The sequence below is a fragment of the Thalassotalea euphylliae genome, assembly GCF_003390395.1.
Classification (GTDB): Bacteria; Pseudomonadota; Gammaproteobacteria; order Enterobacterales; family Alteromonadaceae; genus Thalassotalea_F; species Thalassotalea_F euphylliae_C.
On the sequence record NZ_QUOV01000001.1, the window covers coordinates 2,805,808 to 2,818,025 of the forward strand.

Genomic DNA, 12,218 nt, shown 5'->3' on the forward strand with positions numbered 1-12,218 from the left:
GCATTTAGCCTTCCTTTCAATGTTTTTATTTTGTTGCTTGTTTACGCTTTGTTTCAGAAACAGATTAACGTTTCGCTTTTAAATCCACATCGGTATCAGCGAATAGATAAATAGTCGCGGCATATGCGGCAACGTTTTGTGCTAATTCGTCTGGGTTAATTTTATCTAACGTATCATCCGGCGTATGGTGCAAATCAAAGTAGTCTGTGCCTTCTTGGCTCAAGCGAATTGTTGGCACGCCTTTGTTATCCAATGGAATAATGTCTGGGCCGCCGCCTTTAACGTCTGAACCGCCGCGAACAATGCCTAACGGTGCAATAATTTTAGCAATTTCATCAACTAGCTTGGTCGCTTCAGGGTTAACGTTAGAAACAAGTCGCCAAATATTGCGCGCACCAAAGTCAGACTCTGTGGCTAATACGTGATTGTGTAGGTTTGCTTCGTGCTTTTTCGCGTAAGCAAATGCGCCTAATAAGCCCACTTCTTCAGCACCAAACATGACCACACGAATAGTACGTTTCGGGCGCTTAGGTAAGTTGGCAATTAATTTAGCTGCGGCAGTAGTGATCGCCACGCCAGCACCATCGTCAACGGCACCTGTACCTAAATCCCAGCTATCTAAGTGACCGCCAATTAACACAATTTCCTCAGGCTTTTCACTACCAATAATATCTAGAACAACGTTACCGCTGGTGACTTCGCCTTTCCAATCAGAGCCAGAATGAAGTGAAATCGCTAATGGCTTGTTTAGGTTGTGTAAACGGCGTAAGTGATCGGCATCAGGATTAGAAATCGCAATCACTGGGATATTCGCCCATTTATCGCCATTTTTGCTCATCATGCCGGTATGCGGGAAACGATGAGAATCAGAGCCAACAGAGCGAATCACTAATGCGCTAGCACCGCCGCGCTCAGCATGTTGCCAGCCAATTCGACGCTTTTGGTTAGATGGGCCGTAACCAGCACCAGTTTGGCTTTTCACCATAGGTTCGCCATCAACAAAGGCGACTTTACCTTTCAAGCTGCCATCTTTCACAGCAGTTAATGCGTGAATATCTCTAAAGTAAACAATTGGCGCATTAATTTCTTTTTCACTTGGCGCGGCACCACCAAGTGCAGAACCGTATAACTCTTGGTTGTATGGCGAAGTTAACGCGACGTGTAAATGACCACGATCCCAAAACGGCATGGTAAACTCTTCAATCGCAATTTTATCAAAACCTAATTCTTTACCTAAGTTAGCACCCCAGTCACGCGCACGCTTTTCAGCTTCAGAACCACCTAGGCGCGGGCCAATTTCCGTTGTTAATGATTCAACAATACTAAAACCTAACTCGCTTTTAAGCGCTGTTGCCATTAATTGCTGTGCGGTTTCTTTTTGTGCTGGAGTAATAGGCGACTCGCTAGCAACTAGCGGCATACTCGCCACAGCTAACAAAGCACCACTTAACATAGCTTTGAGCGGTGCGTTTTTTAATAATTTCATTTTTGCTCCATGGGGTGAAACTATAATCTTTACATTATTTTTATTAGAAAGAGGCAAAGTCTATAACGTTAGCTGTGCTGACGCCAATTTTTTAGAATGCTCAAACTTATCATTAATTAAAGGCCTAAGTTAAACTAATGCTTTGGGTGTAAAAGTAATCAGCGTGAATAGGCTGCTCAAAGCAAATTAGACGCTTTCGTTACTTCTGTGTAATAACCAGCATCATGCGCTTTTAGGTTTCAACAATGCGCCTCCGCTTTTCAGCAGTAGGGCTTGTTTTTACCCATTTAAATAAAAACATAATGATTACTTTGGTCACTGCACTCGTTATCGCCAATAAAAGCAGCGGCCAACCTTGCTTAAATCCCATACTTAACGCGAAGGCGATGGTCGAAATATCCATCATTAAGATAAATTGACTCATCTTTAAATCAACAGCCCCTGTGCTACCTGAATGGATAATTAGCTTGATTTGATGGAAGTACCCTTGAGCTATCAGGATTGATACAACCACAATAATTGTCGTCGAAATATACTTGCCCTGATCAGTTATTGTTTCACCTATAAATAGGCCTGCGATAGCAACCAAGAGTGTTATGCAAGCCATGCTAACGCTACTTTTAGCATGACTAGATCGTCGGTCTTGCCAAATTTCAAGTAAAATTAACACGACTAGCATTGATGCAATTAGTCGTGGCCAAACAATGTAGTGATTAAACGGCTCTATTGAATACCCGTATATAAAGAATGACAAGTAAGCTAAATAACTTACCGTGAATTGATTTAATGATAACAATGATGTCGGCCGCTCATACTGAGTATTCGACTCTTTTCTTTTCCATATGGTTCTGAGTTGAGAATGCACACCATACAAACTAACGATAATAAAGAGTGTATTAATAACTCCAAAAATATTGTAAAAATTCAAACCGACACCCCTCATTTTTGTCGACAATTAAAATCCATTAAAACATAAAAAAGCATTTCAAATTCATTTACTACATCTATTGTCGACAATTGACATATTAAAGACAGTGAGAGATAAACCGCACGGCTGATAGATAATGAATATGATATTGGTTGTTTGCAGCAAGCAGCCATTACCTTGAAAAGTGTATTCAGGTAATGGGCATAGGCTTTATAGATGTTTATTTGCCCGTTATTATTGGTCGCTATGAAGTTTTAACTTTATGTTTCAAAAGGAAGTTTAATGAGCAAAGTTGTTTTAGTGACAGGAGGTAGCCGAGGAATTGGTGCCGCAACTTCTATCTATCTAGGAAAACAAGGTTACTCGGTTTGTGTGAATTACCATTCAAATGAGTCAGAAGCCAATAAAGTGGTCGCTGAAATACATCAAAATGGAGGTTCCGCGATAGCACTGCAAGCAGATGTATCGCAGGAGAACGAGGTAAATACTCTTTTTCAGAAGATCGACGAAACCTTAGGACGAGTTACGCATTTAGTTAACAACGCAGGAATTTTACTCCCGCAAATGCCAGTTTCGGAAATGACAGCAGATAGAATTAATAAAGTGCTGACAACCAATGTCACTAGCTACTTTTTATGTAGCAGAGAAGCAATAAAAAGAATGGTAAATGGTGGTTCAATCGTTAATGTTTCGTCTGCAGCCGCAAGACTCGGTTCTCCTCAAGAGTATGTGGATTATGCAGCATCAAAAGGAGCTATAGATACACTAACAAAAGGCTTGTCACTTGAGGTAGCTGATAAAAACATTCGGGTGAACTGTGTCCGCCCTGGATTTATTTATACAGAAATGCACGCTGACGGTGGCGAAGCAAATAGAGTCGAGCGAGTTAAACAACAAATTCCATTGCAACGTGGCGGCTGTCCAAAAGAGGTTGCTGTGGCTATAGCGTTTCTTTTATCAAACGAGGCTTCTTTTGTAACAGGTTCATTTGTTGATATCGCTGGTGGTAAATAGTTAGCTTGGGCTAATCAATATCATCCAGCGGCCAAGTAACGATATAGTCTTCGTAAAACGATAAATCGACTTCATTATCTTTGACGATTTTACCGCGTACAGACATCCCTGCTTTATGCATGGCTGCTTTTTTACCTTTGTGTAATAGTGGGTGCCAGCTTGGCATGCCGCGACCTTCACGCAAACGGCGATAGGTGCAACTTGGTGGCATAAAGAACACATCATCTAGGTTTTCTTGAGTTAAACGCACGCAGTCTGGTACTAATTGAGTGCGTTTTGCGTATTGAGTACAGCCACAGGTTTTATCATTGAGTAGATGACAAGCAATATTGGAATACAACATTTGCTCGCCTTCGTTGATATAGTCGGTAGGTTTTAGCTCGTCTTCTTCTTCCGTTTCTTCGTCTTCAATAAATTTGTGCAGACAACATTTAGCACAGCCGTCACACAATGACTCCCACTCTTGTCGGGTCATTTCTTCCAGCGATTTTACTTCCCAAAATGGTTTAATATCGGGCGTATTTTTTGCTGCTAGTTTCTTTGGTTTAGCTGATTTTGCTTGCTTCGCCATAATTGCTGTGTCTGCCTATTGGATGGAGAAAGTTAACGTGTTAAGAAAGTTAACGTATAAAGAAAATTAAGAGCGGCGCATTATACACACTCTTCGGCTATGTTTCTTTCCTTGTTTCATCCTATTTAACCATGCCTAGTTTAACCAAGTTTAAATTAGGCTGTTTAAGCTAAGCTGCTTAAGCGAAGCCGATTGCGATAATCGGCTTGAGCTTGTTTAAGTTAGGCAACTTGTGCTGAAAACTGATGACTAAATAAGGTTAATTCTAGCTGATCGCCACTAACCAGTGGCGCAACGCCTTTTGGCGTGCCTGTCATCACAACATCACCCGGCAATAAGGTAAACTCGCGGCTAATAATCACTAATAAATCGCGAATGCTGCGCATCATTAGCTCGGTATTGCCTTGCTGCCTAAGCTCGTTATTTACGCTTAAATCGAAAGTGATATTGGCTAAATCGTGACCTAGTGCTTTAATTTCTTCAAGCGGTATAAACGGTGACATTGGCGCTGATAAATCAAACGACTTTGAGCGCTCCCATGGGCGACCTAATCGCTTTAGCTCTTTTTGCACATCGCGCAAGGTTAAGTCTAGCCCAATGCCACAGCCCCAAATCGCGGCATCAATTTCTTCAACTGAAGCGTTAGACAGGGTTTCTTTGATCAGAATAGTCACTTCCACTTCGTTATGGCATTCACCCCGCTCTTTAGGAATAACCAAAGGCTCAGCCAATGCACAAAGCGCCGTATTGGGTTTTAAAAACAGCACTGCCTCTTCATTGGCAATACTGTTCATTTCCTGAATATGATCAAGATAGTTCTGCCCAACACAAACGACCTTGCCAATAGGCAAATCAATCGCTGCGCCGTTAACATCCTTATGTTGATAATTGTTTATCATTTACTACTCCTTTTACTCACTCTTTCAGAACGAAAGCTACTACTGTATTAGTGCTAATTACTTAATTGGTGGAAACTTTATATGGTCTGATAAGTGCCCTACCGAGCTAACAAAGTAGTATGACAAGTTCCAGTGCATTAAGCTTTTGTAGTTATCGTAGGCTAAGTAAGCACGCCCTTTCTCGTCGTCAGGGAAAACCAGTGCCGCTTTAATATCAACTTTTGGCAATGCGGTACCATCGGTGCGACGAATGCCGAGCTCTTGCCATTCTTGCAAGGTTTTTTCAGTATTTGCCCAAGCTTTTAGCCAGTTTTTACGACTGCCGGTATTTTTAGGGATCGCTAACGAAATATCGAAGTTTGCAGGTAATTTAACTTGTCGGCCCCATGTTAGGTCATCATTCCAACCTTCAGATTTTAGGTAGTTCGCCATAGAGGCAAATACGTCGGCCTGATTACCCCAGATATCTTTTTTACCATCGCCATCGCCATCAACTGCGTAACTGATAAATGAGGTTGGCATAAATTGGTTTTGCCCCATAGCACCAGCCCAAGAGCCTTTCATATTATCAACTTTGATATGACCTTCATCCAAAATGGTTAAAGCCGCCCAAAGTTGCTTTTTAAAGAAGGCTTCGCGGCGACCTTCGTAGGCAAGCGTTGATAGCGCAGAAACCACATTGTAGTTACCCATAATTTTGCCAAAGTTGGTTTCCAGCCCCCACAAAGCGACGATAAAGCGCGGCTGAACGCCATACTGTTCACCTACTTTGGTCAATAGTTCTTTATGCTCTTTATAAAGCTTACGAGCGCGGTCAATTTTCCACTTCGGTAAGCGTTTCGGTAAGTAGGTATCAAGGGTTTCAACGCGCTCAGGCTGATTGCGATCCGCTTTTACCGCGCGCTTATAAAAGGTGATATTGGCAAAGGTTTGGTCAACAAAGGTTTGGCTAAAGCCTTTGGCTAGGGCTTCTGTTTTTAACTGCTCAACATAAGTTTCATAGCTTGGCTTGGTTTGCTCTTGATTAGCGACATTATCAGCGTTTGCCATCGCTAGTTGAGGTAAGCTTGCCGAGCCCGCTAACATGGCAACTACTGAGGCGGTTTTGAGAAAACGACTGTTGATAATTTGATGATAAAAACGATTCATTACGCGTCCTTTTTATTTTTAATATTCGGGGCTGCTAATATTTGGAATATTTTTACTAGCTGGCTCTTTCTAGCTCTTTTTAGCTCTTTTTATATCGGCAAAGAAACTGTTGCTAACGGAAAAACAGCATGCCAGCTTATTATTCCGAGGCAATTACTCTTCCGAAGCAATAGTTTTGCCTTGTTGCTTTAACATTTCTTTATGCTGGTCAAGCAAATTCTCTTGTGGTGGTGGTAGTTGAAGATAAAAACCTTGTTCACTCAAGCTTTCTTTCACTTTATCAATATCTGCCAGTGCTAGCTTTTCCTGCTTGGTTAAGTTCACCATGGTCACTAATACTGGTGTGCCAAAGGTTTTCATTAAGGCTTCAGGCACATCAGAAAAATCGTCGCGTTTGTTAATAAACAGGTAGGTTTGGTCTTTTTTCGGACTACGGTAAACCGCACATAATCCAGTCGGCGCAATTGGCATTTTTTTCAGCCTATTCATGGAAAAACAATAGAGGCCGCAATATAACATGTCGCGCTGTGTATGTTTATCATTAGTGGCTGATAATTGTTAACAATTGAGGTGGCGCCAAACGGTGATGATTTGGCGCTATTAATTAGATGTAGGATTAGCAGCTAGCGGGTGCTAAGTGAGATTGTTACTTGAAACAATAGCTGCTTGAAGCCCTAAAGACTTAAAATAATCGCTACTTAAAACCACCATCGGCAAACTCGATTAGCGCTTCACCTGCAATTGGCTTACGCCATGAGTTGATCAAATCAACTGCCGCTGGTGATTGGTCAGCGCCGTTCAATTTAAAATAAAACGATAAGAACTGATTAATTTGTTTCTTCGAGGCCAAACATTCAATCGCCAACTCGTGCTTATCGGCCACTTGCTGTAAAAAGTGTTTCACCTGCTTAAAGGTTTGTTTGTAACCAGGGTATTCGTCTAAGCGGCGAAGTTTTGCAGGGTATGCGTCTTCAGGCGTTTGTGCTGCTTGCTTGAGCACGTTGATCATCGCCTTACCTTGATAACGCACATCTAGCGCTTCCACCCCTTCAATATTTGCCATCGCACGGACACTCATCGGCGAGCGCTGCGCCACTAACTGCAAAGTATGATCTTTGGCGATAAAACTGAGTGGCTGATCTTTCGTCACCGCTTTTTGATAACGCCAACTGGCTAAAAACTTCAAGTTGTTAAGCTGCTTAGGTGATAACTTCCACGCCAGTTTCACGTTTTGATAAAGCGTGTCTGGATCAATTGCCTGATACTTTTTCGCGATCATATTGGCGGATTCTTGCTGGCTAGCCGCTAACCAACCTTTCGCTTCAATATCAGCCAATAACTTAGGAAATAGCGTATACAAATGCTCAACATCGGCGGCAGCATATTTCAGCTGATTATCAGTTAATGGTCGTTTCGTCCAGTCGGTGCGCGATTCCGACTTATCCAGCTCAATATCTAAATAATGCTTAACCATGGCCGCATAACCCAGCGATAAGCCATGGCCTAAGAAAGTCATCATGACTTGGCTATCAATGAGGTTTTGTGGCGGCTTAGCACCTGCGGTCAGAAAAACTTCTAAATCTTCAGAGCACGCATGCAATACTTTAGTGATGGCCGGATTTTCCAACAATTGCCAAAAAGGTGATAAATCGTCTAATGCCAATGGATCAATCAGTGCGACTTGCTCGCCGTCGCACACTTGCAATAAACCAAGCTTAGGCACTAAGGTTCGAGTACGAACAAACTCGGTATCCACAGTTAGCAGCTTTGCGGCTGATAATGACTCACATAGGGCAGTAAATTCGGCTTGGGTTTGGATAAAACGTTTTTGCACGCAAGCACACCTTTTTAAATTCTGAATATTTATATCGTTTGATTAACTAAGCGCTTTACTGGTTGCATTCGACTACAGATTTACTGAATGCAAATTTCTCTAAGTACAAATTTTTCCCAAGTAAAGAGAACCATTCAGGCGCTTTTAAGGAAATGAAGAATAACAAGTTACGCCAGAAACTAAAACAGCCCATCTGCAAGCAGAAAGGCTGTTTTGTTAATTTGGCTATTTTTTGCAACAAGCGCTAACCACAAGCGCTTACAAGAACAAGCTACTTGCGGTTGCGGCGTACCGATTGTTTATGACGTTGTTGATGCTTCTTAACGCTGCGACGAATACGGCGATTCTTGGCGTTGTCGATCATCTTCTCGTTCACTTTTACTTTCGATTCGGTTTCTGGCGCAAGTTGTACCGCTTTGCGGTAGTAGTTAACGTCTTTTAAGCCAAGCTCAGTCCAACCGCCAACAGGCAGTTGACGTTGCAACTCGATATCACCGTAGCGCACGCGAATTAAGCGGCTAACCTGCACGTCTTGGCTTTCCCATAAACGGCGAACTTCACGGTTACGACCTTCAGAAAGCACCACATGGAACCAGTGGTTACGGCCTTCACCACCGCGATACATAATTTTTTGGAATTTGGCAGGGCCGTCTTCGAGTTTTACCCCGTGGCGTAAACGCTGTAACATCGCCTCATCGACTTCACCAAATACGCGCACTGCATATTCACGTTCAATTTTATGCGATGGATGCATTAAGCGGTTAGCAAGTTCACCATCTGTGGTGAATAACAACATACCTGAGGTGTTAATATCTAAACGACCGACGGCAATCCAGCGACCACTTTCTAGCGGTGGTAGGCGATCAAATACCGTTGGGCGCCCTTCTGGATCTTTGCGCGTACACATTTCACCTTCCGGCTTGTTGTACATTAACACGCGACAAATTTGCTCTTGCTCGGGTTTGATGTTGACCTGATGACCGTCAACTCGTATTTGCTCGGTTCCTTCGACACGATCGCCAAGGAATGCTGTTTTACCGTTCACACTGACGCGTCCTGCGCTGATCACCGCTTCCATTTCTCGGCGGGATCCTTTACCTGCTCGCGCAAGCACTTTCTGTAATTTTTCAGACATAGGTCTTTATCTCGATACGTCAGTAGTTATGCACTTCTGACTCATTAACAACATATTTGTTTTGTGCTGCTTTTAGTTACTGCTTGTGAGCTTGATTGCTAGTTTTCTTGCTAGCTCTCTTGCTCCAGTAGCGACACTTCAACAGCATGGCTAGCATGATCGGCTTGGCTAATTGGCATTAACTCAGGTAGCTGAGTTAGGGAGTTCAAGCCAAAATACGCTAAAAACTCAGGTGTTGTGACATAAAGTGCTGGTCGACCTGGCACCTCTTTATAACCGTCAGTTTTTACCCAAGCGCGTTCAGTAAGTGTTTTTATTATATAACTACTTACCGCAACTCCGCGAATTTCTTCAATTTCTGCGCGCGTGATGGGTTGCTTGTAGGCAATTACTGCTAGGGTCTCCATCATCGCCGGCGAGATTTTACTGGTTTTCTCTTTTTGGATCGACTGAATTAATGGTTTTACTTCAGTATTTGTTTGAAAACGATAACCGCCAGCCACCATTGCCAGTTGAATACCGCGATTTTGATAGGTGTTAACTAGCTCGGCCAGCTCGTCTTTAATCGCTTTTAACGTAAAGCCTCGCCCCGTTTGCTCTTGAATATGGCTGCGCAACTGCTTTGGCGTTAACGGTTTTTCTGCCGCAAAAATCAGAGCTTCGAGCATGGCGCTGAGCTTGGTTGTATTGTAGTTTGTTGCATTATTGCTGGCTGGAGTGTCGATATCAGTTGTCATTGGTTGTTAAACGTTAAGCTGTATTTAGTTGCACATAAAGCTGTTCAGCTGCTAAATCACAGCTAATTTTTTGTAGTTTTAATAATTCCAGTAGTGCCAGAAATGTCACCACTGCACCTTGTCGCCCTTCTTCAATGATCAGCAATTGCACTAAGGTTTGCGGCTCTGCCGTTGACGCCAATACCGATAAAATGTGTGCCATTTTAACATGAGTAGCAATCGCTTCTCGTTGCACGTGGTGATGCTCAAAATTGGCTTGGCTTTTCAATACCCGCTGAAAAGCGCTAACTAAGTCGGCAAGTGATACCTCATCAAACTTGGTTGGCTGTTCGTGTAGCTCGCCATAGCCTTTAATAAAGAAGTCACGCTCTTCTCGCGGCAAATGCGAAAGCTCATAAGCGGCAGTTTTGATTTGCTGATATTCCTGCAAGCGTTTGACGAGTTCAGCACGCGGATCGTCTTCGTCTTCTTCCACTTCAATGGTCGGCAGCAGCAACTTGGATTTAATATGAGCGAGGGTTGCCGCCATCACTAAGTATTCGGCTGACAAGTCCATTTGTTGCTGTTCCATCTGCTCAATATAACTAAAATATTGAGCGGTGATTGGCGCTATTGGCAAGTCGGCGATATCAAACTTTTGTTTTTTGATCAGGTACAGCAATAAATCAAGCGGCCCTTCAAATTCATCTAAGCGAATTTCTAGCGCAGCATCAGGAATATAGAGATCTGAGGGTTTATCAACGAATGCTTCCCCCCTGATCATCGCAAGGGGTAATTCTTGCTGTTCCATATGGCCTATTGCTTGTCTTATTTAGCAGCTAATTTATGAGCTAAATGGCTCAGCATCACCCTCGCCAACACGTAAGATTTCCACCTCGCCTTCGGAAAAATCAATCACCGTCGTTGGGTGCTCGCCTAAGTAGCCACCGTTGAGAATCAAATCGACGCGTTTTTCAAGAATATCGCGAATATGTTCTGGGTCGTATTCCGCCATCGCCTCACCCGGCATAATCAAGGTGGTCGACATTAGCGGCTCACCCAACTCTTCCAACAAAGCTTGTGCAATTGCATTATCTGGAATGCGAATACCGATGGTTTTCTTTTTTGGATTCATCAAACGGCGCGGTACTTCTTTGGTCGCTTTAAAGATAAAGGTATAAGCGCCCGGCGTATTGTTTTTCATTAAACGAAATGCCGTGTTATCCACTTTCGCGTATTCCGAAAGCTCAGATAAATCGCGACAAACCAAGGCAAAATCGTGATCCATATCGATATGGCGAATCTGGCAAATACGCTCCAATGCTTTCTTATCACCTAAGTGACAACCGAGCGCATAGCCCGAATCAGTCGGGTAAACCACAACAGCGCCCTCTTTGATCATGGCTGCCGCTTGCTTCATTAAACGCCCTTGCGGGTTTTCTGGGTGAACGTAAAAAAACTGACTCATAACAGGTACCTTAGTGTCACTCGCTGCGGTTACCAGTGAGCTTTTATTTAGTTAATGTGTTGTTTGAATATGTTATTTTTGGATTTATATAAACACTAGCACTGAGCATATCCCTAGATTTAATGACCAAATAACTGCCAAATGGGTTTGACTTGCTCTGGCATGATTAAATTGCGCCCCAAGTCGCTCCATTTGCTCGGGTAATGAAAATCTGAGCCAAGCGATGCATATAAATCATATTCTAGACAAAAGGTTAGCATAAGTCGCCTTTGGTCTGGATTCATTTGTGGCAGCACTATTTCCATACCGTCACCGCCTGCCGCTTTAAAATCTAAAATCAGGCGACGTAACCATTTCGAGGTCATATCGTAGCGCATAGGATGCGCTAACACTGCTACACCACCCGCTTGATGAATTACTTCGACGGCTTTGGCAATATCGCACCACAATGGCTTTACAAAAGCCCGTTTTCCTTTGCCGATATATTTATCAAACGCCGATTGCATGGTGCTCACCTGACCTTCGTCATGCAGCACACGGGCAAAGTGCGCACGGGTAATCGTCCCTTCACCTACTAGCGCCTTAGCTTTTTCCAGCATGTCGGGAAAGCCGCATTTGGCAAGCTTCTCGCCCATTTGTGTAGCACGAGATTCACGGGCGTTTTGCTGCTCGCTGATCAAGGCTTGCAGCGCTTGGCTTTCTGGGTCTATGTTCAGGCCAACAATATGAATTTCAAAATTCTGCCACATGGTGGAGATTTCAATACCCGATACCAAGGTTAGCGGCAGTGCTTGCTCACTAATATGCTGCTTCGCGACCTCAAGCCCAGCCACTGTATCGTGATCAGTAATAGCCAATACATCTAGTTGAAAGTTTACCGCTCGCTCGACTAATTCCTGTGGTGATAACTTGCCATCGGAAAAGTTGGTGTGGGAATGTAAATCAAAGCGCATCGGCTTGCTTGGTTTTTCAGCAGACGAGGCAGGTGTAGAACTTTCTGGTGCAATTAGTGGCATAA

Annotated in this window: 13 protein-coding genes; 1 reads left to right on the forward strand and 12 read right to left on the reverse strand. The window is 43.3% G+C overall.

Annotation, left to right across the window (positions count from 1 at the left end):
• Positions 1 to 64 precede the first annotated feature (64 nt).
• Together DXX92_RS12420 and DXX92_RS12425 are read right to left on the reverse strand one after the other, a co-directional pair.
• Positions 65 to 1,453, reverse strand: a complete 1,389-nt coding sequence (locus DXX92_RS12420; RefSeq protein WP_116002418.1) for a M20/M25/M40 family metallo-hydrolase — start codon at positions 1,451 to 1,453, stop codon at positions 65 to 67.
• Positions 1,454 to 1,718: 265 nt separating this feature from the next.
• Positions 1,719 to 2,441, reverse strand: a complete 723-nt coding sequence (locus tag DXX92_RS12425) for a hypothetical protein (protein WP_245961474.1) — start codon at positions 2,439 to 2,441, stop codon at positions 1,719 to 1,721.
• A 255-nt stretch (positions 2,442 to 2,696) separates the two neighbouring features.
• Here DXX92_RS12425 and DXX92_RS12430 point away from each other — a divergent pair, with 255 nt between their 5' ends.
• On the forward strand, positions 2,697 to 3,428 hold the full coding sequence (locus DXX92_RS12430) for an SDR family oxidoreductase (RefSeq protein WP_116000726.1): 732 nt from the start codon (positions 2,697 to 2,699) through the stop codon (positions 3,426 to 3,428).
• 10 nt (positions 3,429 to 3,438) lie between these two features.
• Here the strand turns inward: DXX92_RS12430 and DXX92_RS12435 are convergent, their stop codons facing one another.
• From DXX92_RS12435 to rnm, 10 genes are all read right to left on the reverse strand, one after another.
• Entirely contained in the window at positions 3,439 to 3,999 is a 561-nt protein-coding gene (locus DXX92_RS12435) for a YcgN family cysteine cluster protein (protein ID WP_116000727.1), read from the reverse strand.
• 221 nt (positions 4,000 to 4,220) lie between these two features.
• Positions 4,221 to 4,898 (reverse strand): fumarylacetoacetate hydrolase family protein, encoded by a 678-nt coding sequence (locus tag DXX92_RS12440; protein WP_116000728.1) that lies wholly within the window; start codon positions 4,896 to 4,898, stop codon positions 4,221 to 4,223.
• Positions 4,899 to 4,955: 57 nt separating this feature from the next.
• Positions 4,956 to 5,948, reverse strand: coding sequence for a lytic murein transglycosylase (locus DXX92_RS12445; protein WP_116002419.1), 993 nt, complete (start codon positions 5,946 to 5,948; stop codon positions 4,956 to 4,958).
• Between the two features lie 252 nt (positions 5,949 to 6,200).
• Positions 6,201 to 6,518: a YcgL domain-containing protein gene (locus tag DXX92_RS12450; protein ID WP_116000729.1), complete on the reverse strand. Its 318-nt coding sequence runs from the start codon at positions 6,516 to 6,518 to the stop codon at positions 6,201 to 6,203.
• A gap of 223 nt (positions 6,519 to 6,741) precedes the next feature.
• Complete coding sequence (gene rnd, locus DXX92_RS12455; protein WP_116000730.1) at positions 6,742 to 7,881, reverse strand: ribonuclease D; 1,140 nt, start codon at positions 7,879 to 7,881, stop codon at positions 6,742 to 6,744.
• Between the two features lie 271 nt (positions 7,882 to 8,152).
• The gene (gene rluB, locus DXX92_RS12460; protein ID WP_116000731.1) at positions 8,153 to 9,016 is read right to left on the reverse strand and encodes a 23S rRNA pseudouridine(2605) synthase RluB; all 864 of its coding nucleotides are present in this window, start codon (positions 9,014 to 9,016) and stop codon (positions 8,153 to 8,155) included.
• 110 nt (positions 9,017 to 9,126) lie between these two features.
• A complete protein-coding gene (gene scpB, locus DXX92_RS12465; RefSeq protein WP_116000732.1) occupies positions 9,127 to 9,753 on the reverse strand; it encodes an SMC-Scp complex subunit ScpB in 627 nt (208 codons plus the stop codon).
• Between the two features lie 13 nt (positions 9,754 to 9,766).
• Positions 9,767 to 10,543, reverse strand: a complete 777-nt coding sequence (locus DXX92_RS12470) for a segregation and condensation protein A (RefSeq protein WP_116000733.1) — start codon at positions 10,541 to 10,543, stop codon at positions 9,767 to 9,769.
• A 33-nt stretch (positions 10,544 to 10,576) separates the two neighbouring features.
• Positions 10,577 to 11,200, reverse strand: coding sequence for an L-threonylcarbamoyladenylate synthase (locus DXX92_RS12475; RefSeq protein WP_116000734.1), 624 nt, complete (start codon positions 11,198 to 11,200; stop codon positions 10,577 to 10,579).
• A gap of 119 nt (positions 11,201 to 11,319) precedes the next feature.
• Complete coding sequence (rnm, locus tag DXX92_RS12480; RefSeq protein ID WP_116002420.1) at positions 11,320 to 12,153, reverse strand: RNase RNM; 834 nt, start codon at positions 12,151 to 12,153, stop codon at positions 11,320 to 11,322.
• Positions 12,154 to 12,218: the final 65 nt, after the last annotated feature.

Excerpts from the sequence above, each read along its gene's own strand:
- DXX92_RS12420 (WP_116002418.1), bottom strand. The coding sequence starts at position 1,453 with ATGTTAAGTGGTGCTTTGTTAGCTGTGGCGAGTATGCCGCTAGTTGCT.
- DXX92_RS12470 (WP_116000733.1), bottom strand. The coding sequence starts at position 10,543 with ATGGAACAGCAAGAATTACCCCTTGCGATGATCAGGGGGGAAGCATTC.
- scpB (WP_116000732.1), bottom strand. The coding sequence starts at position 9,753 with ATGACAACTGATATCGACACTCCAGCCAGCAATAATGCAACAAACTAC.
- rnm (WP_116002420.1), bottom strand. The coding sequence starts at position 12,153 with ATGCGCTTTGATTTACATTCCCACACCAACTTTTCCGATGGCAAGTTA.
- DXX92_RS12435 (WP_116000727.1), bottom strand. The coding sequence starts at position 3,999 with ATGGCGAAGCAAGCAAAATCAGCTAAACCAAAGAAACTAGCAGCAAAA.
- DXX92_RS12440 (WP_116000728.1), bottom strand. The coding sequence starts at position 4,898 with ATGATAAACAATTATCAACATAAGGATGTTAACGGCGCAGCGATTGAT.
- rluB (WP_116000731.1), bottom strand. The coding sequence starts at position 9,016 with ATGTCTGAAAAATTACAGAAAGTGCTTGCGCGAGCAGGTAAAGGATCC.
- DXX92_RS12430 (WP_116000726.1), top strand. The coding sequence starts at position 2,697 with ATGAGCAAAGTTGTTTTAGTGACAGGAGGTAGCCGAGGAATTGGTGCC.
- DXX92_RS12450 (WP_116000729.1), bottom strand. The coding sequence starts at position 6,518 with ATGCCAATTGCGCCGACTGGATTATGTGCGGTTTACCGTAGTCCGAAA.
- DXX92_RS12445 (WP_116002419.1), bottom strand. The coding sequence starts at position 5,948 with ATGGCAAACGCTGATAATGTCGCTAATCAAGAGCAAACCAAGCCAAGC.
- DXX92_RS12475 (WP_116000734.1), bottom strand. The coding sequence starts at position 11,200 with ATGAGTCAGTTTTTTTACGTTCACCCAGAAAACCCGCAAGGGCGTTTA.